We start from the raw sequence: 22,010 nt of genomic DNA, 5'->3' as shown, positions 1-22,010 counted from the left end.
AGGGGTTAATTGGTTAATTTAATGTCTTGCACTTTCACAATAGTTCCGTTGTTTCCAACGAAATAACCGAGGTCAGGCTTTATAAAAAAGCACGAATAAAAAATATAAACTTGCGAAGGGTCAACTTCTTGTCCCCAGTATTTTCCGCCATTGGTTGTTTTATAAATGTATCCATGTTCGCCAATTGCCCAGCCATAGTTTTCATTTATAAAGTATAAATCTCTGAAAGAACGAGTATTTGCTTTATTGGTTCTGTCTTCAAAAGTTCCGTTGGCGTTCATTTTCAAAATCATACCATTTGCCCCACAAATAAAAGCGGTATTGTTGGTAGGATATGAAATACCATAGACCGCATTCAGGCTTTCAGTTTCCATCCATTTCCATTTATTGCCACCATCAGTGGATTTAAAAATATAACCAGCATTTCCTAAGATGTATAGGTTTTTAGCGTCAATGGCATGAATATAATTCAGAGTTGTACCGCCAATTGTTCCATTGGTAGTGCTGGTTGTATTTTCGCCAGCGGCTATACGTTTACGAACCCAACTACCTCGCATTCCCAACGTATCAATATTTGCTTGAATCGCCCAAGTTGTTCCGCCGTTAGTGGTATGGTAGATTGTACCATTTGCACCTACGGCCCATCCTGTATTTTTATCAATAAATTTGACCGAATTTAAAGCACGAGCTGTACCTCCGACTGTTTGTCGTGTCCAGGTAGTGCCACCATCCGAAGTATTCAAAATTGTGGAAACAGTCGTTGTCCCAACCGTAGAAGCCGCTCCAACTGCCCATCCTGTATTTTCATCGACAAAATTTAGGCTATTAAGGGCAGTCGTAATTCCTGTGGTTTGCTTAACCCAAGTTTTACCAGCATCCTTGGTTTTTAAAATAACACCAACTTGTCCAGAAATATAACCTACATTTTCATTCAGAAATTGAACTCTTGTAAGCCTATCCGTGACCCCACTCGAAAGCGTCGTGAGGGTTGGGGTTTCATAGAGGGGGTCATTTTCAGTGGATGTAGTACATGATAATCCCATGAATGCTACAAAACCAGCTAATGCCAATTGTTGCATTCTCGTTACAAATGATTTCATAATAAATAATTATTTTTGATAGTATCTCTTTTCCAAATTATCTGAATAATAGTATTCACCATTATCATCGACAATGAAGCAGCGGATATCGTTAAAATTGTTTGCAAAATCTAATCCTTTCTTACGCCCCATCAAGAAAATTGAGGTAGCAAGAACATCACATAATTCAGGGTCAGGACTCAGTACGGTTACACTTTTTATGCCTTTTACGGGATACCCAGTTTTGGGATTGATGATATGAGAATATTGTTTTCCATCAATCATTGCAAAGCGTTCATAGTTACCCGATGTGGCAATAGCTTCATTCCGAATCGGAAGCCAACCTATGTAATCCGTCGTTTTGTTTGGGTCAGCGATGCCTACTTTCCAAATACCATCAGGATGAATACTTTTTCCCCATGATACCAAATCACCTCCTGCATTTACCAATCCTGATTCAATCCCTAAACTTATCAACTTAGCCTTTATCTTATTGGCAATGAAACCTTTACCAATTGCACCTAATTCTATTTTTGTATCTTTATTGCGAATAAAAATAGTTTTAGCTTGCTCATCTAATTCGATAAATTCATAGTTGATATTTTTGATAGATGCTTTGATTTTTTCATCCGAAGGTTTTTCAATGAGTGGTCTGTCGAAATACCAAATTTTATCAATGGAAGCAAATGTAACATCAAAAAGACCACCGGTCAGAAGGGATAGTTTTAAACTACGTTTCACCAAATAAAAAAGTTCATCTCCAACTTTCACAGGCCTTAGACCTGCTTGTTGATTGACCAAGAATAGCTCTGTTCCTTCTTGCCAAGCCGAAATAATATTGATTAATCGAGTTGCCTCATCATAGCCTAACTGAATTAGGCATTTGGCTTCATCAGGTAAGTTTCTGTCGTGTAATATAGTAATATCTAATGTCGAACTCATTGAATTTTTAGATTCGGAATAGACACTTAATATACGAGGACTTGATTTAATCATTTTCCATTATTTTTTAATTTCTGTAATGCCAAATCTTCTGAAAGTGTTGCATGAATTTTTTCTTTTACCACTAAATTTTCATCTGCAATTACTAACAATGGAAACTCTCCTTCTGGGTTAAGTTTGTCAGCCAAAAACTCGTTATACTTTTCTAAATTGGGTTCAAGTTTAGTCCGTTGCGGAAAGTCTGCCACATAATAGATGTATTGATTTTGTAGGAGTGCTTCAACTTCTGATTTTACGAGAAAACTTTTCTTAAATTTTGTACAGATACTGCACCAGTCACTACCACAAAAATATACCACAATATTTTTATGTTCACTTTTTGCTTTGGTCTGTAAGTCAATATTCGAGTCGGATTTGAATGCCAGAAATGCGAATAAAAAGCATAGACAAATAAGTTTTTGTAAAGGTTTCATTATATTTATTTAGATTAATTAAAAATAAGAAAACAAATGTATTCTCACTAATTTATAATCACAAACAATGCAAGATAAAAATCCCTATTTCTTTGTTATGTTCAAGAAATTCATAAAATCAGACAATGAACAATAGCCAATAGGGCTACCTATTTGTTCGCCATTAGGTGAGATGAGTATATAAAATGGCTGAGCGTTATTATTGAATTTTGAAATTTCTAAGTCCATATTCTTATCTCCAACGGTACTTTTTAGTTCATCATCATATTTTGAAGTGTATTTTTTTGTTTTTGGCAACTCTTTTTTGTCGTCCACGTAAAGTGATGCGATGACGTAATCATTTTTAAGTTTTGTTAAGACTTCAGGATTAACCCAAACCGATTCTTCCATTTTCCGACAGTTGGCACAAGCATAACCAGTAAAATCAATTAATACAGGTTTATTTACTTTTTGGGCGTACTCCAGAGCGTCCTCATAGTCAGAAAAACCAACTAAGCCATAAGCCATTGGGCGAAGTTTATCAGCAGAAACTCCAGCCAAAGTGCCAATATTCTCAATTGGTGGTAATATTCCAGAAAGAATTGGTAAAGGTTTTCCAAAAATTCCTGTGGTCATATATCCCGAAAAAACAATAAATAAACCCGTGAAAAAAATGCGAGATGGAGCACGATTTTTGATTTTTGAGTCCTTTGGTAAGCGAATAATTCCTGCGATATACAAAGCAACCAAAGTGAAAATTAAAATCCAACAGATAAGAAATGTGGTACGAGAAATTAATCCAAAATGGTATGTTTGGTCAATATTGCTCAAAAATTTTAGTGCCAAAGCAAACTCTGCCAGCCCCATAACGGCTTTCATTTCATTCATCCATCCACCCGATTTTGGCAAACTTTTTAACCATTGAGGAAACATTGCCAAAGAAGAAAACACCAAAGCAAAAGGCAACCCAAAAGCTAACATTCCCCATAATGGACGAAATACTTCGCCTTGTGCTGCCATAACTAATAATGAGCCTACAAATGGGGCTGTACATGAAAAAGATACTACCACAAGCGTTAAAGCCATAAAGAATATGCCAATCCAGCCACCGCTATCCGATAATCCATCAACTTTATTTACCCAATTATGCGGTAAAACAATTTCAAAGGCTCCTAATAGAGAAACACCAAAAACAATGAAAACAATAAAAAAAGCCAAGTTTGGAATCCAATGAGTGCTGATAAAATTGAGAAAAGATGCTCCAGTTATCATGGTTAAAAAACCTATTAGTCCAAAAATGAGCATGATTGACATTCCGTAAAATAGTGCTTTTATTTTACCGTCTGATTGCTTGGTGAAAAAACTCACCGTCATCGGCATAATTGGATAAATGCAGGGCATGAAAATGGTAGCAAGTCCAGCCAGAAAAGCGACAGAAAGAAAACTTAATAATGATTGAGAAGATTGCATTTTTATTTTAAAATTTTTAGTATAAATGGTTTATTTTAAAGCATTTAGTGTTTTTTATGATTCATAAGACAATTTCTTTCTATAAGTCCAGGGGCTTTGCATAATCAATTTTTTGGGTAACAAAATTGCCATGAATATTAGTTACCACTTTATCGTATTTTGAGTTTATCTAATTCCTGAACACTCTCCAAATACCCTTGACTTTTAGCATATTCCTGCAATTGTTTAAGCAGTCCTAAATTTACGTGCAACAGAAACCCAATTTTCTGAGAAACATCTTCATATTGGTTTTTAACTAAGGTAGGGTTGGTTGGAATATCCTTCACTTCTAACTGTAAGCCTTCAAATAAATACTTAAATGCATCAAAGACAGAGGGAATTACGCCCATTCGAACGTTATAAATTATACTCAATGACCTTAAAATTTAATGGTAGTTTGTAAACGGAAATTTATTGGCGTACCTGGCGAATATACCCATTCTTGAGCATCGGGACTATAATAACCATTACTTACATATTTTTGATTAGCCAAATTATAGACATTCAAACCGATTGATATTTTTGAGAAATTGTAATTTACACAAGCATCGTAAATAGTATAAGTTGGTAGGTTTTTATTACCAAATTCACTACCCCAGCCTACGTAAACGCCACTTCGATTTCCCATGTGTTGCACTCCTGCTCCAAAGCTCAAACCTTTCAAAAGTCCCTCACTAAATTTATATTTTAGCCAAGCATTCATGGTTTGGTCTGGTGTACCATAGTTTTTAATGCCTACAACTGTCGAATCTAAATCTTTTGTCACCCGTGCATTTGTGTAAGAATAATTGGCTATCACAGAAAGGTTGTTGGTAATATTTCCAATCAAATCCATTTCAAAACCTTCACTTTTTATTTGTCCAGTTTGCAAATAAAACCCATCATGTATAGGGTCTGTGGTACTGACGTTATTCTTTTCAATACTATAAACAGAGGCATTTAGGGATAATTTCTTATTGAATAATAATGCTTTTATCCCAATTTCTTTATTACTTCCAGTAAGCGGTGGCAGACGACTACCTCCAAAAACAGCACCTCTTTGAGGTAAAAAGCTTTGGTCGTAAATCGCAAAAATAGATAGTTTATCGGAGGGTAAATAAGTTAATCCTACCCGAGGAGTAAAAGCATTTTCAGTAATTTCATACTCGGGGTCATCCACGCCACCATTATAATCTTGTCCTGTGGTCAGCATCGTAAATCTACCTGCTAAGGTGACGATATATTTTTTAGCAATTTTGATGTGGTCTTGAACATATAAAGCTTGCCATTTATTGGTTGCCATCCAAGAACCTTTATTTTCAGCAGGGAAAGCCGTCAAACTATCTTTGGGAACATAATAAATAGGGTTTTTAATGGATAACTGTAACCTTTTGGCATTACTCCAGTCCCCTCCATAGGTGCTTCCTTCGCCACCGTCACCAAAGTCTAAACCAATCAAAACTTTATGTTCAACAGCGTTTCCAGTATTAAACTTACCATCTGCAAATACTTGCATATTATATAGTTTTCCGTACCAATCGCTACTTGAATTAGTACGATAAATAGTATCTTTTGTGGCAGACAATCCATTGACGTACAGAGCCATACCGTCCCAATCAGTTGTCATGTACGCCACTTGAGCATTGAGTTTCCATTGCTCATTTATTTGATGATTAAAGGCAAGACGAGTGTAAACATCAGCTCCCAGAAAATTCCCAATATTGGGGTCATTCATTGCCATATTATACGGCAAGGCATAAAATTGTTCATTTATAGAAATTTGATTATACGCATTATGTGCCGATACTGCCTTGACATAATTATGTTCTAAGGTAATACTCGACTTATCCGTAAAGTCATATTTGAGAGCAGGACAAACGAAAAATCTATTAAAATTACTCAATTTATAAAATTTAGCACTTTGCTGAAAACCTGTATTTAAACGGTAAGTTAGTTTGCCTCCCTCCGTAAATTCTCCGCCTAAATCAACAGTAGTACGCATCATGTTGTAACTTCCCATTCCAAAACTGACCTCATTGATTCGTTCATGTGTGGGTTGTTTTGTAACCGTATTTACTAAACCACCAGGTTCTGCATTGGCGAGCATAAAACCAGCGGGACCTTTCACAAATTCTACTCGTTCAATCATCGAGGCATCTTCCTGAGCATTCCACCAAATAGGCCCACCAACGCCATTACGGTACGTGCTATACGTTGCATTCGTTCCTCTTATCAAAAGGCTGGCATCCAAGTCGTCTCCATAAGTTTTAGTGATTCCACTCACCGCTCTTATCACATCATTTTTATTGAGCATTCCCATATCAATAATGGTCTGTCGGGTGGCAACACTAATATTCTGAGGAATTTCAATAAGTGGAGCTGCTAATCGGAGTGATTGAGAAGGGACATCAGCAATATACTTTTCAGATTTTTGTCCAGATACAATAACTTCGTTGAGATTACGGGTATTTTCTTTTATGATAATTTTTTCAAGAATTTTATCTACATCAGTTCTTACCTGAAACTTTATTTCTTGAGTGTCAAATCCCACACCACTAAAAATAAGGGTGTGAGCCCCAGCATTCAGATTGTCAATTTTAAATTTACCTTCGCTATCTGTTATTGTTCCCCTTTTAGCTCCCTTCAATTGCACATTTATGAATTCGGCAGATTTCCCATCTGCGACTGCTACTATACCTGATACACTGGCGTTTTGAGCATGTAAAACAACACTGAATAGTATTATGAGTATTGTAAAAATTAGTTTCATATTTTATGGATTATTTTGTTGTCTCAGTTGAAATGATTTAGAAAATCTTACTGGAAATAATATTTCCAGTAAGACGATTATTCATATAACCATTAACTTAATATTTGTTCGATTTTTTAAATTCCATTCAGAGCCAATTTGAAAAGAAGAATGAGATTCAAAAGAGTTTGTTCTTCTTGCGGTATCAATTGAATGATTAGAAAATAACTGACTCCTTGTTCACGAATACAAAGTTTGCATTTATTTAGAATCATTCCAAATAAATGGCAATATTATTTAGAAATATTCTAAATAATATTGCCATCGGAAATAAATACAACGTATAATGATGAGTGAGTTTTTGATAATTAGAAGAAAAAATCATTTGAAATGATAATATTTTGAAAGCTATTTTTGATTCTGCAATACCATAAATAAGAGACAGCCTTGTGGTAAAAACATGACCTCACTCAATCTACCACAAAGTAATTCTGAAGATTAATGAATCAACTTCTAAAATGAATCTTATCCATCGAATTGTCTTTTTCAAGTCTTATCCTAAAAACCTCTCCGTATGCTATTGATAGCTTAAAAATATTGTTAAGGGGAATATTTAAAATGTGACTAAAAATATTTCTAATCACCCCTGCATGAGTAATAATTAAAACTTTTTGATGAGGTTTAATTCGTAAACTTTCTATAAAACTACTAATTCTTGCGTGCATATTCACCAAACTTTCACCTTCTGGCGGGGCAACATTTACAAAATCTATCATCCAAGGGTTTAATTCTGAAAACGGGATTTCGTTCCAAGACTTTCCTTCCCAAGTTCCAAAATTCAGCTCCATTAGTGCATCATCAAACTGCACATGACGAGAGCAAAGTTCAGCAGCTAATAATTTGCATCTGAGCAATGGGCTTGAATATACTCCATCGAAATCCGTGGGTAGTTTTGCTTTTAAAAGAGCAACATCTTCTAAAAAAGTATCTGCCAATGGAGGATTGCTTTGCCCATAACATACTGATTTTCCTAATTCCACTTCCGTGTGCCTAATTATATATATTTCCATATAGCCAGATATGTTAATAAAACGATGATTTCACCAAATTGCTCAGTTGCTCCAAGACAATCGCCAGTATAACCTCCCAACCATTTTTTGAAATACCTATTTGAATACCAATAAAGCAATAATAGAGGTAAAGCTACCATTAAAAATAGCGGATAAATAAGCCCTAAAGTAGCTAACGGCATTAAACCAAATAGATATGCCCCTGTTATTTCTACGGAAGTATGCCCTTTGGCTATGGGTTTGGCTTTGGAGGTTTCGTCTTCACGAGCATATTCGCTATTAAAAACAATATTTATCGCTGTAAGGCGTGCCAAAGCATGATACGAGACAAATATAAGTAGTAATGTAATGTATTCTGTACTCGCTATTTTTACTAATAATTTGCTCAAAACCAATATCTTTAAAACCATAAGTAAACCGATAGCAATACCTCCGTAGGCTCCTATTCGGCTATCCTTCATTATTTCAAGAATTTTGGTTTTTGTCCAGCCACCGCCAAAGCCATCAAAAACATCAGCAAAACCGTCTTCATGAAACGCCCCCGTACACAAGATACCTGCTACAAGCGAAAGCACTACGGCAATTTCTATATCAAAAAGTAATGAAAAGAAAGCATAAATCACAAATGAGACTCCGCCAACAATCCAACCAATTAATGGGAAATAGCGTGTCGCTTTATTGATATACTCAGGAGAATGGTCGGTACTGGACGGACAAGGTATGCGTGTATAAAACATCAATGCCGTGAAAAAAATCCGTAATTCGTTTTTCATAATTTCAATCTTTATTGCTTATGCCTGCCGACTCAAAACTGGACATTTGGTTTAGAAAATTAACTGCTGATTCTATTATCGGGTAGGCAACTGCACAGCCTGTCCCTTCTCCCAACCTCATATTAAGCTGCAAAAGTGGCTCAGCTTGCATAAATGCTAACATTTTTTTATGTCCCTGCTCTTCTGACTGATGGCAAAAAATAGCATTTTTAATAATTTCTGTATTGATTTTAAAAGCTACTAAAAAAGCCGAACTTGCGATGAAACCATCTACTAAAATCAGCATATTCTTCTCAAAAGCGGCCAATATTGCCCCAACCATTTGGGCTATTTCAAAGCCCCCAAATGTTTGTAATATCTCGATTGGGTTCGTGATAGTACCATGAAGGTTGGCGGCTATTTTGAGTAGAGATATTTTATTTTCTAACTGTAAATCATTTATTCCAGTGCCACGGCCTACACAGTTTTCGATCGGGATTGTACAACAATAACTCATCAGCATAGCTGCGGCTGAAGTATTGGCAATACCCATCTCACCAAAACCAATTACATTGCAGCCTGTTTGGGCAACTACGTTCACGATTTTTTTCCCTTTTTGCAAACAGTCCTCCAGTTGTGAGGGAGTCATGGCTTTTTCTCGCAAAAAGCTCCGTGTTCCTCTGGCTACTTTGGCATTAATTAAATTAGGGTTCGATTCAAAATGATAATTTACGCCTGCATCCACAATTTTTAGAGTAATACTATTTTGCTTGGAAAATACATTTATTGCGGCACCACCTTGCAGAAAATTCAGTACCATTTGATAAGTAACCTCTTGAGGATAAGCACTTAGTCCGTCGTTTGCTACACCGTGGTCACCTGCAAAAACTACAATTGTAGGGTTCTTTAAAACTGGATTTAAACTATTCTGAATAGAGCCAACTTGAAAGGCGATTTTCTCTAAAACGCCCAATGCACCCAATGGCTTGGTTTTAAAATCAATTTTGCGTTGTAGTATTTCTTGTATTGATGTCATATTTTTTCTTTTTTAAAGCCATAAGCACAATGCCGACAACCATTTTTGCAACAAAAACCCCTACTTAAGTGGTATAATTCTGTAAATACCCAAAAGCGGTTTTCTAAATAATAGTGTAAATTTTCAATCATGGGTATCCCAGTTGATGGGAATTGGGTCTCTGTGGCTTGTCTCAGCAATTTTTCGAGTGAATAGGTACAAGAACTGCAAATATTTGTGAAATAGGTTTTCTTTAAATATTCTTCAAGCGACTTCGTTTTCGGATTAGTAACACCCAAATCAACTGAATCACATCGGTTACAATTATTTTTTTCCATTGTTTTAATTTTCTTTCAAGTCTTCAACCAAAACTCTTGAATAATTCATATACAAACAGCCATTCTATCCTGAAAACTGTCGGCTGAAACTGAGCTTCCTTTACTACCCTTTACTCAAGTAGAGATACTCAGGAAAGTATTCTAAGGAATTACGTCCACCAATTTCTATACCGAGGTTTCCAATTTTTTTCCAAGATTTCTTGACCAATAACCGTAATTACCTTATCAGTTTGACTTTGTTTGGTGGGTACTTTAATGCCATTAACTACCACTTCGTCGAGTGATTGGGAATCGGAAACCAAAATAGATTTCTGAGCAAAAAGCGTTTGCGTAGCGAATAATAAGGCTACAAAAGTGATTTGTGTAATGTTTTTTAACATTTAGTAATTTGTGTTGCAGGAAATAGACGGTCAAAGGAGGTATTACACCATTTATTATTCTTAAAACTCAAAATATATTTCTACGGGAAAGGATAATCGAACGCTCAATTTTGTTCATCCACCGTAAACAAAAACCAAGAATGATTCAATGGCAGGTCTCCTGACTCGTTTTATCCTTACCGAACCTTCCCGATTTCAATTATCAGTTACCAGAATTAACTCTGCTTACTGTCAACTTTTCCCAGTGGTTATTGAAGAATGGTAATGACTTTATAAAACTTACAGTTGCGGGGACAGTATCGGCTTTGACCGATTTCCCTATTAAGCATTAGATTTGACGAATTTCAAACGTAAAGCACCATAAACTGAGCCAAAGGTAGGAGTTTTTTTTAGATTTAGGTCTTGGGTAACACATTTGAATTATTGAAATACATCAAAAGTGTGTAAGAAACTATATTTTAGATTCTTGAACCAAGACTAATGCTTTAATCAAGAGTCACGGCTTTTGAAATATAAATAAGGTGGATTAATAGCAAACCCGAATCAATGAATCAACAGCGGATTCAATGCTTATGGTAAGAAACCCTTCATTGATATTCCTACGATACAAATTTCCGTCTTTACAATTATTTTACTTTGGAAGTATAAAAAAAATACCGAACCTTACATTATTATTGCCTGTGCGGTAGTAGGCTATGTACTAAAAAATTATTTATTATGACAAGAAATCAATTTTTGGCAAATACTGCCATCATCACAGGGGCAAGTTTGCTGAAAGGAAACGACGTTTTTAGTGCGACACTCAATGAAAGTGGTTTGGATAAATTAACCGATGAAACTGGAAAATTTGTGCTGGGTGCATTGCCCTATTCTGAATCATTTTTAGAACCTTTTATGCCTGCTGATGTGCTAAAATTGCACTACACGGCTCATCACGGGGGAGCGGTAAATACTGCCAACAAAGCCACTGGGTTAATTAATAAGGCTTTGGAAAGTGGTAATTTTGAAGGGGTAGATTATTGGACAAAAAAACTGTCGTTACACCTATCAAGCCATGTTCTGCATACTATTTTTTGGACAAATATTACCAATAAAAAATCTGAACCAAAGGGTGAATTATTGAAGCGAATAGAGAAAGATTTTGGTTCTTTTGATAAAATGAAAGTACAATTGGCTCATCATTCTAAAAATGTGGATGGCAACGGTTGGGGACTTTTAGGCTTTCATCCACAAAGTAATCGTTTGATGATTTTGGAGGTTGAGAATCATGAAAAATTAACCGTTTGGGGCATTGTTCCTTTGATGGTCGTGGATGTTTGGGAACACGCTTATTATCTGAAATACAAAAATAAACGGGCTGATTTTGTAGATGAACTTTTCAACTATATGAATTGGGACAATGCCGCTCAAAGACTTGACATTGCCTTGAAAATGACAAGATAAAATGATGGAGAAATCTTGAAATATCCTGTTGAGCATTGCGTTTAAAATGGTTCTTCGTCAATTTCTGTATTTTAAATTATAGAAGGTTTCTCAAAATTGACGAAGAACCTGATTAATCTGCATTTCTTATGTTGGTTGTGATTCAGTCGAATCATTAAATTGGTTGACTCTGATTTACCACTAATCAACATTAATCCAAACCCCTAATTTCCGATTCAAGTGTTCCATAAAAATGAAGTGATAAAACAAACATTAAACCTCAATAACGATGCGTGTTTGGGTGAAACGTCTGCCAACTATGCCAAAATTCTTGATAGGCATTTACTTTTTTAAGAGAAATTTTTAAATCTGTATTTGTTCCTTTCAAGTCAAAACGTTGCTTTTGACTTATTAATGAGTCATTTTTAAGGCTAAATTTCATTTGCTCATCGGGTCTTTCAAAGGCAAAAAAACTTTTATTATCATTTGCTAAAACCACGACTAAAGGTTTTTGAGAAAGTTGAATATTGACGACTTTTTCTTTTTTCAAGCGATTCCAGTCAATAGCGATACTTTCTTTCCCAATTTCGATTCCTACCACCCACGATTTCCGTTTCCATGAAAGTGAATCTGTTCCTGTCAATTCTTTTTTCGATTTTCCAGACTCATATTTAGCTGTACTGTCATAATTGTCCTTGAATTTTGAATCTGGTTGCATGATTTTGGAATCGGGATAAAGTTTCAACCATGTAGCCAAAGACGTTTGCTGAGCTTCTAATTCGGGTAAATGTGTGCCTTTCAACTCGCCTGTAATGGCTTCTCCATTGGCTTGTCTCCACCAAGATTTGGTAGTTTCATCTTCAAACATGGCGTTGAAATGGTCCATTCCTACCAATCTAAATTTTTCTGATTTACCATTTACCAAAGGCTCAAAAACTCGTCCTGTTCGGCAAACGGTACAATAAGTAACCATAATCGGTTTTCCGCCCAAAGTATCTCGAACTTGGTGATGATACCCAATTAAAGAAATCGGGTAGGCTTTTGCTTCTCCATTGATGTTTACGCCTAAAATCAATCTGTCCTTCGGAATTTTATTTTGTTTTGCCTCCAACATTTGAAGATTGGAGGGTTGATAAAACATGGAATCGGCTGCCATTTGAAAATTGAAAGCATAACAAACTCCTATCACTACTAATAATGCCAAAATGGGAAGCCATTTTTTAGAACGATACGCTTGTAAAATGCCCAACAGCATTAAAAAGCCAAAGGTAAATCTGAAAATCCAACGATAGGTATATAAAAAATAGGCTAAATCAATGCTTCTGATTTGTTGAGAACCCGGCATTGGCATGATGAAATAAACATTGAGTATTTCAAAAATGATGAGTCCGATAATACCGAGATAAAAAAGCTGTTTCATAGATGATTATTTAGGGTTTGAATTGGCATATCCTGTTTTTTCGGCTATATTCTTAGCTCTTTCTTGATACATTTCGGGTGCATTGGGAGCAAAAGTCCCTAAGCCATCTACGTAGCGATTAAACATACAAAAAGCCGCCGCAATCAATACCGTATCGTGGATTTCAATATCGCTCGCTCCTTCTTTTTTTGCCTTTTCGATTTGGTCTTTATTGACAAATTTTCCGCCTTGTTGCACATTTTTGGCAATGCTTAAAAGCGATTTCATTTTATCAGAAATAGGAGCATTCTGATAATCAGCTTTTACTTTTTGTACTAAATTTTCATCTTCCGTAGCATAATATTGAGCTACTGCTCCATGAATATTTTGGCAGAAAAAACAATCATTTAAGGCTGAAACGAAGGTAGCAATTAGTTCTCTTTCACCCTTGGTCAATCCTTCATCTGAACGGAGTAAAGTTTCGGCTAAAATATTGAGAGGATGAGCGGTAGTAGGTCTAAAAGCCATTAATCCTCTTATCCCGGGAAGGTCATTTTCAAGATTTATATGTGCCATTATGATTACAGTTTTGGAGGAATGTAACCTAACGTTCCCATGCGTTCGCCCATCATTGCATACGTATCAGCATCCGTAGGCGTGAGCGTTGCAAGTCCGTCCACATAGCGATTGAACATACAAAACGTAGCGGCAATCAAAACGGTATCGTGAATATCTCTGTCAGTTGCTCCAAATGAACGAGCCAAAGCAACATTCTCTTCGCTAACCGTTCGGGCATCTTTTTGAACATTTCCTGCAATGGTCAAAAGAGCTTTTAATTTGTCTGAAATCGGAGAGTTTTGATAATCATCTAAGACTAAATCAACCGTTTGGGCTTCGTCTTTGTACAAATATCGGGCGGCGGCAGCGTGGCTACTTGTGCAAAATGTACAATCATTTCGAGATGAAACATAAGTAGCAATTAATTCTCTTTCTGCCTGACTTAGTGGAGAGTCTTCTCTCAATAAAATTTGAGCTAATTCGTATAAAGGTTTGCCTGTATCTGGTCGATACATGACCAAACTACGAATTCCGGGAACGTCTTGTGCTAAGTTGATGTGTGCCATGAAATAGTTATTGATTATTTGTAACTGGGTGATTTTAGGGCATTTAGTGTTAAGGCTTTTCGACATCACGACTAAAATATGCCGTTATCAAGGCAATTAAAAACACTAAAGAAAACGATAATAAAGCATTGCTGAACCCTCCAAAAAAAGCAACCATTGAACCCACAAAAAATACGGCAGTTGCGGTAAAAAATCTGCCAAAATTAAAGCAAAACCCAGAAGCGGTTGCTCGGATAATAGTTGGAAATAAATCAGGAATATAACTGGATAATGCTCCTTGACTTATTCCAAAAAACAAGGACAAAAAGGCGATTTCTAAGTAAATAATTTTAGTAAAATATTGATTACTTAAAAAGAGTATGAAACAAGCGAAAATACAACCTAAAAAAGTAAATATCAACACTTTACGACTACCGAAATATTTAATCAAAAAGCCTGAAAGTATTCCACCGATTATTCCCCCCGAACCCAATAGCATCATACTAATACCACGTTCTTTCTGTCCGTTTTGCCCTGCGAGTAATAGCGTTTGTACCCATGTTGGAATCCACGAAAAAATACCCCAAAGTCCGATGAGAACCGAACCAAAAATAAGCGAACCCATAATGAGATTTTTGCGATAAATAGGCTCAAAAATGGTTAAATAAGATATTTTTTTTGATTTTTCTAAATCATTCCATTGGTTAGATTCGGGTAAAATAAAAAACATTAAGATTGAGATGCTTATCGGGATTAATCCTAACCAAAAAGATTCACGCCAATTAGAAAAAAAGACCGTTAATCCGCCTGTGGTAACGATACCGATTGGAAATGCCACAGCTAAAATACCAAGAGCAATTGGACGAGTTTTTTCTGCCCAAATCTCTGAAATATAAACCGTTGCGATTAATAAAACGCCACCAACGCCCATTCCTGTGAGGAAGCGATAACCCATTAAAACATACCAATTTGAGACAAAAACCGTTAATAAAGTTGTAATGCCGTACAATAAAGTAACAAAAATTAAGACTTTCTTCCGACCAATTTTATCGCTGATGATACCAAAAAGTAAGCCTCCGAACATCCAACCATAAATAAAAACAGCACTGATATATGCCCCAACTTCGCCTAAACGAGCTTCTGAAACATTGCCACCCAATAACTCAGGAATGGCAACGGGCAAAGTAGCCGACATCAACGTTGAAACCGTTCCTCCGAAAAGGTAGCTAATCATGCAAAGTGCAAAGGCAACGTAATTATTTTTGTGATTATCAGTCATATTTTGTCGAATAATGGCAATGAAGCGTTTAATTATCTCAAGGCTAAAGTTTTGGTAGGCGTAACGCAAGTAGGAACACCATTATCACGAGTTTTGAAGTTGAGTTTTTTCAATTTTACCAATTCTATTTTTGAATTACCTTCTTTAATTTTCAAGAATTGATTAGGCTTAATATTTCTAAAAATCTGTGTTTTATTGCTTTTCGACCATGTAATGGCTATTTCATCAATCATGGTAGCCTGCCCAATTCCAATTTCTCTTCGTAGTGGTGATGAACCAAAACTTCCGCCAGAGTTAAGTTCTCTATAAACGGCTCTTTGTTTACCGTTTTCTCTAAAAGTAACTTTAATTTTTGTGCCAAATCCAGAGCGATTTCCTTCGGTTGCTTCCAATTTTAATTTTATCCAACGATTATCATTTTGTCCTGGGTTCAAATACAAGGAATTAGTGTAAGTATCGCCTGTGTATGCTCCGCCAACTTCAATAAAAATATCTTGGTCGCCATCATTATCTAAATCAGAAAAGGCAACGCCATGCCCTTTTTGAAGATTACCAACTCGCCCTGCTACGGTTACATCAGCAAACTTTTTGCCGTCCATATTCTTAAATAATTTATTGGGAACTAAAGACGAAAAATTGGGATTTCCAGTACCAAGATACATATCCAAATATCCATCATTATCAATATCTCCAAAGTTTGAACCCATCGCAAAAACAGTTCGGTCTAAGCCCATTTCTACCGAAACATCTTTAAAAGTTCCGTCATGATTATTATGATAGAGGTACATTTTACTTGCCTCGCTATTCATTTTCATGACATCTTTTAGAGCAGAAGAGGCAATACTTTGAGCAAAGTCGTACCCACTCACAAAAATATCTTGCCAACCGTCGTTGTCATAATCAAAAAACCAAGTAGGGAAAGTAGAAACAGCCATATTTTGTACCCCCGATTTATTACTTACGTCCTCAAATGCCAATTTCCCATTCACTACTCCCTTATTTTGGAACAATAATTTATAGCCACTCATCGTAGAAATGTAAATATCCTGAAGTCCGTCATTATTATAGTCTGCCGAAGTAACCCCTTTGATAAAGGCGTTTATATTTACGCCTGCTTCCGTAGCCACATTTGTGAAAGTGCCTTTTTTACTCCCTAAGTACAATTCACAGCCATGCAATTCTCCTTGAATATTTCTCGTATCTGTTTCATTTCCAATGAATAAATCCAACCATCCATCATTATTAAAGTCTCTCCAAACCCCTGCTTGAGTTGGATGTCGAGAAAATAAACCACTCTGAATAGTCACATCGGTAAAAGTATTGTCGCCATTATTTCTGAGTAAAGAATTGGGCTGTTGACCAAAAGGGTCAGATATCCATGCCCCACGCATCACGAAAATATCTACCAAGCCATCATTGTTATAATCAGCTTGAATCATATTTAAACCACCTCTAAACTTATCTAAACCTGTTTTTTTAGAAATATCCGAGAATGTTCCGTCGGTATTGTTTTTGTAAAAGTGCATTGTACCTTTTAATAACCATTCAGAAATGACAATATCATCATAGCCATCATTATCAAAATCTTCCACAATGACACCTCCCGCTAAATTGCGATTATTAAGCCCTAAATTGGGAGCTACATCATCAAAAGGCTTTATAGATACACCAGAATCATCTTTATCTAAATTTGGAATCAAGAATTTCTTGGGAACACCGTTTGGATATTCCCCCACAGTCATATAAGCAATATTTAACATCCATTGAGCTTCATGATTTTCGGGAGACAACTCTAAAATCGTTTTATATACTTCTATTGCTCTACGAGCCCCTGTTTGCAATTTATGAATACCAGAATCTTTGATAGGTAAAATACACGACTCAGAGGTATGATTATTGACACAGTTTTGGCGTTCTCCTAAACGAACATTGGCGATTGCTAAACCCGAAAGTAATTTTTGGATATATGGGGCATCACTCGAAACTTTATTTGCCTCAAAAACGGCTTGTTCAAAAATATCAACAGCCTTTTGTTCTTTCCCTTGATTCAGAAGAGAATTCCCTAAAAAGAATTGAACCTTAGCGGTTTGGCTGGCATTATGATACTTATAAATTGTCTTATAAATAGAGTCAAAGAAAACCGTCTGAGCTTCTGGAGCAAAGGTGTTTTGCGGGTCAGAAAAAGCTTTATTGTCCGTTTCTAAAAGTTGAATCATTGTTTCATGATTCTTTTCTTCTTGGTCACAAGACAATAATAGGCTTGTGAAAAATAAAGCGATAATAATTAATTTGGTATTTGTAAACATGACAAAGTTTTTGGAAATGATAGGTTTGGAGTTTCACGCAGGCAGAACTAAAATCTGCCTACGTTGGAGAGTTATAATGTTATCGAAACAATTCATCAAAATTCAAGCTCACATAGTACAATCCACCCACCGCTGGCGAGCCATACGCCTGTACAACGTATTGGTTAGTGAGGTTGCTTGCACCTACTTTCACGATGGTTTTTAGGCTTGGCATTTTCATACTTACCTGAGCGTCAATCAAACTATACGCATTGATTTTTCCAGGAAGTGGCGTTGTAAATGTGCCGTACCAATCAAAAGCACTTTGCCAGTGCCATGCTACGCTAAATCCTAATTTTTCGGTAAGTTTAGCGTTACTCAAGGTCAAATTGGTTTTCCATTTAGGCGTGTTAAAAGCAGGAATATTGCTTGGATTGGCATCTAAAATATTAAAGTCTGACCATGTAGTATTGCCATTCAAACGATAGTTTTTAGGTAAAACATAAGATAACCCTACACTAATGCCTTGAATAGAAACCTTATCAGCCGCATTGGTATAAAGTTGGTAGAGTTGCGTTTTACCGCCTAAAATATCTGCCGCCGCATTGAAATTTGGTTTTCCATCACTGCCTAAAACGTCGCTATTAGGAGCCATCACGACGGTATTAATCAAGAAATCTTTGTATTGACTGTTGTAATAATTGATGTCGAACAATAATTTATCGGTCAATAAACCTTTGTAACCAATCTCGAAACTCTCTACTTGCTCTGGTTTGATGTACGCCACATTTGATTTCACCAATTTGTCTTTATTATTAGCAACTGCTACGGGAAAAGGAACTCCACTGGCTACTTCCTTTCCAAAAGCTCCACCAAATGCACTCACCGAGGCAATTGTATATGAATTGCTGTACGCATTGGCTTCTTTGGTATCTTTTGAATTTACAGGAGCTCCACCCAAAACAATAATTGGTCCTGCATTCAATTTGATGTATTGGTCGCCAATGGTTGGATTACGGAAACCTGTTTGATAACTTGCTCTGAAATGCTGATTTTCCTTTGGACTAAATACCAAGGAAGCACGTGGTGTAAATCGTCCTTCAAAATTTTCGTTTTTGTCGTATCTTCCTGATAATGTAAGTTTTAACTTTTCGTCCAATAACGATTTTGAAGCCTGAGCAAAAAATCCGTATTCCTGATTAGTCAAGTTTTTGCCTTTATCATCAAATAAAGTTCCTTGCGTATCCAATGCGAATTTTCTAAAATTTCCGCCTACTTGCAGATTCATAAATTTCAAATCAGAACTAAAATCATACATTCCTTCAAGGTGGATTAAACCACAATGGCTGTAAATTCCTGCACCGCTAAGTCCTTGTTTTTCAATGAGTTTTTGTTTAGCCGCTTCAAACTCGGGAGTGTTTGGTAAAATTCTTCCTTGGTCGGCAAAACCCCTTGCAGTAGCATCACTATTTCCAGAAACGCCCGAAATTTTACCCGTAAAAGCGGCAGTATAACGTTGAAACCAAGTAGCATCAGCATCTTGTGGAGCTACGGTATTTCCATTGAGGTCTTTTACCCAAGTTTTATTAATTAATTGCCCCAAAGAACGGATTTGATAAGAACTATTAGAATTCTCCTGACTTGAATATCCTCTGAGGTAAAATTTATTACTTTTTAATTCTAAACGATGTTGTGTAAACGCAAATCCATTTATTCCAAAACGCTGACTTCCAGTATATTGAGCCACACTTTCGCTATAACTTATTTGATAACTGGCTTCTAAATTATCGTTAAAACGATACACCAAAGCACCACCTACTTTGGTACTTCTCACGCCATAATTTGCTAAATATCGTTCTTCGTAACCCGTGCGTGATACTCGCCCGATGCCCGCAATAGTCTGAGCGACTTCATCACCATAAATATTCAATTGATTTTTTCCTGGATTATTAGCTCCACGACTCGCCTCGGCGGTGTTGGCATCAATATCTGTTAAGTCGTTGGCGTACCAATCTGTACCGCCCAAATGAGAAACATTTACCTTAAAAGCAAACTTGTTATTAAATGCTTTGGCATAACGCAAGGCTAAATCAACCATTGGTTTTGCTCCAAAGTCCGTTCCATCGCCGATATGGTTCACGCCAATTTTGGTTTGAACGCTAAGTCCTTGATAATCAAACGGGTTTTTGGTGCGAGTAGAAAGTAAACCATTAAAAGCCACAGGACCATACAAAGCCGAAGCCGCCCCAGGAATCAATTCTACACTTTCCACATCAATATCGTGTGGGCCAAAAAGATTTCCCATTGCAAAACCTAAACCTGCCGATTGGCTGTCCATGCCATCAACCGTTTGCAGAAATCTGCCGTTTCCAGTAGAATTAAATCCCCGAGTATTGATGGCTTTGTAGGTTAAACTGCTCGTTACCATGTCGATGCCTTTCACATTAACCAAAGCATCAAAAAAGTTTGCCGAAGGACTTTGTTGAATGGCTCTGGCATCCATTTTCTCAATCGTAACAGGCGATTTCATGATGTTTTCCTCAACTTTGGAAGCTGATACCACTACTTGTTCCAATAATTCATTGCCTGTTTTCAAGGAAATTGACAAGGTATTATTATCCGAAACTTTCACTTCCTGACGCTCATAACCAACCATCGAAACGATTAAGGCAAAAGGTGCTTTTTCATTAGATTTTAAAGAAAATTGCCCCTTTGAATCCGTAACAGTACCCGAAGTTTTTCCTTTAATTTTGATGGTTACGCCCGCCAAAGGTTTTTGGGTTTCCGCATCCGATATTGAACCCGTGATATTTTGGGCAAAAGAGGTAAATGTGGTGATTAAAAGAATAGTTAAAATGTAAATTTGTTTCATGGGCTTTTGTTATTATTTTTCAATAGATTATGTTTTTTTAGAAAGATTTAAGGTTAAGCATCTCCGATGCTAATTCAAAATACTTTTACTTTTTACTACAAAAGTTGCACTTCTCCGAAGTGATAGAAAGGACTTCACTTCGGAGAAGTGCAACCTTTGTAGTAAAGGAAGAAAACAATAGTTCAAAAAGCATCGGAGATGCTCAACCTTAAAAGCTATCACATCTTCATTGAGATAAATTTATTTAACCACTTCGTTTTTCAATTGCTCATAAATAGAAGGCACACGATTGTATCCATTGGTCGTGATTCTTTCGCCTAATTTTTGATAAAATGCTGGTTCAGTGGGTGTTGCACTTGCCATACCGTCCACGTATTTGTTATAAAGACAAAAAAGAGCCGCAATCAAAACGGTATCATGAATTTCTCGGTCGGTTACTCCTGCATTTTTAGCACGTTCAATTTTTAAATCTGTTACCTTTTTACCGCCTTGTTGTGTTGCGGCCGCAATGGATAATAAAGCCTTCATTTTCTCTGAAATAGGAGCCGTTTCAAAATCCTTTTTCACCATCTCGCAGGTTTGAGATTCGCCCAAAAGTATATCCGCCGCCGCTGTATGAGCAGTGGTACAGAAGACACATTGATTGCGAGACGATACCAACGTGGCAATTAATTCACGTTCGCCTTCGGTTAGCGTAGATTCTCCACGCAACAAAATTTGGGTTAATTCACGAATGGGTTTTGCCGAATCTTGACGGTATTCCAACAATCCCGTGATACCAGGTAAATGACTTTCTAAGGGAATATGTGGCATTGTTTGAAAATTAAATATGACTAAACTAATATTGTTTATTAGAAACACTCTATCTATTACGAATAGAAGCAACAACCTGAAAATCAAAATTTTAGTTAAGTTGGAAAACGATTATCAAATATTTGCTCATTAGCTAATTCAAAAAAAGGACTATCTATCGAAAGCCCATTTTATTATATTACCCAATCTTTAATTATTTGTCTAAACCTCCTTTCCAATCAGGAGTTGTTATTTTCTTTCCAATTCTGAAAGCATACCCAATATTGATTGAATAATCAGCAAAAGCAGCGTCACCCTGCACATGATTCCCTTATACAATGACACGAAATCTCTATTTGTTCGCCCCTATGTCGAACTACCGAGCAACCTTATGCCTGAATATTTTGACCAATACCAGTTGTCAAAAATATTGACTTGTACTTTAATGAAAAATCAAAAAAAATAACGAATTGAACCAACTTGTTTTATTAAAATTGAATCATTCTATCGTTATATTTTCCAAATTTACGGATATTTAAAATTAATTTCCAAATAAGTGGAATATTATTTTGAAAATTAATTTTAGATAAATC

At 36.3% G+C, this 22,010-nt stretch carries 19 protein-coding genes and 1 riboswitch; of the genes, 1 reads left to right on the top strand and 18 read right to left on the bottom strand.

Annotated features, from left to right (window positions below; translation table 11 throughout):
• Window positions 1-5: 5 nt before the first annotated feature.
• From VB796_RS22540 to VB796_RS22490, 11 genes are all read right to left on the bottom strand, one after another.
• Window positions 6-1,100, bottom strand: coding sequence for a WD40/YVTN/BNR-like repeat-containing protein (locus VB796_RS22540; RefSeq protein WP_323348855.1), 1,095 nt, complete (start codon window positions 1,098-1,100; stop codon window positions 6-8).
• Window positions 1,101-1,109: 9 nt separating this feature from the next.
• Window positions 1,110-2,021: an FAD:protein FMN transferase gene (locus tag VB796_RS22535; protein WP_323348854.1), complete on the bottom strand. Its 912-nt coding sequence runs from the start codon at window positions 2,019-2,021 to the stop codon at window positions 1,110-1,112.
• Between the two features lie 50 nt (window positions 2,022-2,071).
• Complete coding sequence (locus VB796_RS22530; RefSeq protein ID WP_323348853.1) at window positions 2,072-2,494, bottom strand: thioredoxin family protein; 423 nt, start codon at window positions 2,492-2,494, stop codon at window positions 2,072-2,074.
• An 84-nt stretch (window positions 2,495-2,578) separates the two neighbouring features.
• The gene (locus tag VB796_RS22525) at window positions 2,579-3,943 is read right to left on the bottom strand and encodes a protein-disulfide reductase DsbD family protein (protein WP_323348852.1); all 1,365 of its coding nucleotides are present in this window, start codon (window positions 3,941-3,943) and stop codon (window positions 2,579-2,581) included.
• Between the two features lie 149 nt (window positions 3,944-4,092).
• Window positions 4,093-4,356, bottom strand: coding sequence for a hypothetical protein (locus VB796_RS22520; RefSeq protein ID WP_323348851.1), 264 nt, complete (start codon window positions 4,354-4,356; stop codon window positions 4,093-4,095).
• Between the two features lie 5 nt (window positions 4,357-4,361).
• Entirely contained in the window at window positions 4,362-6,731 is a 2,370-nt protein-coding gene (locus VB796_RS22515; RefSeq protein WP_323348850.1) for a TonB-dependent siderophore receptor, read from the bottom strand.
• 485 nt (window positions 6,732-7,216) lie between these two features.
• Window positions 7,217-7,780: an alpha-ribazole phosphatase gene (gene cobC / locus VB796_RS22510; protein ID WP_323348849.1), complete on the bottom strand. Its 564-nt coding sequence runs from the start codon at window positions 7,778-7,780 to the stop codon at window positions 7,217-7,219.
• Entirely contained in the window at window positions 7,765-8,553 is a 789-nt protein-coding gene (locus tag VB796_RS22505; RefSeq protein WP_323348848.1) for an adenosylcobinamide-GDP ribazoletransferase, read from the bottom strand. Before VB796_RS22505 ends, cobC begins: the two co-directional genes overlap by 16 nt.
• 4 nt (window positions 8,554-8,557) lie before the next feature.
• Window positions 8,558-9,568 carry a nicotinate-nucleotide--dimethylbenzimidazole phosphoribosyltransferase gene (gene cobT, locus VB796_RS22500; RefSeq protein ID WP_323348847.1) on the bottom strand — a complete coding sequence of 337 codons (1,011 nt, stop codon included), beginning with the start codon at window positions 9,566-9,568 and terminating at the stop codon, window positions 8,558-8,560.
• Window positions 9,565-9,699 carry a DUF5522 domain-containing protein gene (locus VB796_RS22495; RefSeq protein WP_323348868.1) on the bottom strand — a complete coding sequence of 45 codons (135 nt, stop codon included), beginning with the start codon at window positions 9,697-9,699 and terminating at the stop codon, window positions 9,565-9,567. Before VB796_RS22495 ends, cobT begins: the two co-directional genes overlap by 4 nt.
• Before the next feature lie 335 nt (window positions 9,700-10,034).
• A complete protein-coding gene (locus VB796_RS22490; protein WP_323348846.1) occupies window positions 10,035-10,265 on the bottom strand; it encodes a hypothetical protein in 231 nt (76 codons plus the stop codon).
• A 132-nt stretch (window positions 10,266-10,397) separates the two neighbouring features.
• Window positions 10,398-10,643: riboswitch (cobalamin riboswitch) on the bottom strand.
• 339 nt (window positions 10,644-10,982) lie between these two features.
• On the opposite strand from VB796_RS22490, the gene VB796_RS22485 reads away from it, so the two are divergent.
• On the top strand, window positions 10,983-11,708 hold the full coding sequence (locus tag VB796_RS22485) for a superoxide dismutase (RefSeq protein WP_323348845.1): 726 nt from the start codon (window positions 10,983-10,985) through the stop codon (window positions 11,706-11,708).
• A gap of 259 nt (window positions 11,709-11,967) precedes the next feature.
• On the opposite strand, the gene VB796_RS22480 is transcribed toward VB796_RS22485, so the two are convergent.
• The 7 genes from VB796_RS22480 to VB796_RS22450 form a co-directional block, all read right to left on the bottom strand.
• A complete protein-coding gene (locus tag VB796_RS22480) occupies window positions 11,968-13,107 on the bottom strand; it encodes a DUF3179 domain-containing (seleno)protein (protein ID WP_323348844.1) in 1,140 nt (379 codons plus the stop codon).
• Between the two features lie 6 nt (window positions 13,108-13,113).
• The gene (locus VB796_RS22475; protein ID WP_323348843.1) at window positions 13,114-13,662 is read right to left on the bottom strand and encodes a peroxidase-related enzyme; all 549 of its coding nucleotides are present in this window, start codon (window positions 13,660-13,662) and stop codon (window positions 13,114-13,116) included.
• A gap of 5 nt (window positions 13,663-13,667) precedes the next feature.
• Window positions 13,668-14,210, bottom strand: a complete 543-nt coding sequence (locus tag VB796_RS22470) for a peroxidase-related enzyme (protein WP_323348842.1) — start codon at window positions 14,208-14,210, stop codon at window positions 13,668-13,670.
• Between the two features lie 49 nt (window positions 14,211-14,259).
• Window positions 14,260-15,468 (bottom strand): MFS transporter, encoded by a 1,209-nt coding sequence (locus VB796_RS22465; protein ID WP_323348841.1) that lies wholly within the window; start codon window positions 15,466-15,468, stop codon window positions 14,260-14,262.
• A gap of 32 nt (window positions 15,469-15,500) precedes the next feature.
• Window positions 15,501-17,774 carry a CRTAC1 family protein gene (locus VB796_RS22460; protein ID WP_323348840.1) on the bottom strand — a complete coding sequence of 758 codons (2,274 nt, stop codon included), beginning with the start codon at window positions 17,772-17,774 and terminating at the stop codon, window positions 15,501-15,503.
• 79 nt (window positions 17,775-17,853) lie between these two features.
• A complete protein-coding gene (locus VB796_RS22455; RefSeq protein ID WP_323348839.1) occupies window positions 17,854-20,625 on the bottom strand; it encodes a TonB-dependent receptor in 2,772 nt (923 codons plus the stop codon).
• Window positions 20,626-20,865: 240 nt separating this feature from the next.
• The gene (locus VB796_RS22450) at window positions 20,866-21,438 is read right to left on the bottom strand and encodes a peroxidase-related enzyme (RefSeq protein WP_323348838.1); all 573 of its coding nucleotides are present in this window, start codon (window positions 21,436-21,438) and stop codon (window positions 20,866-20,868) included.
• Window positions 21,439-22,010 lie beyond the last annotated feature (572 nt).

The organism is Arcicella sp. LKC2W, assembly GCF_034931005.1.
In the GTDB taxonomy this organism is placed as follows: domain Bacteria; phylum Bacteroidota; class Bacteroidia; order Cytophagales; family Spirosomataceae; genus Arcicella.
The sequence above is the reverse complement of the archived record's forward strand: the minus strand, read 5'-3'. Positions and strand labels throughout refer to the sequence as shown.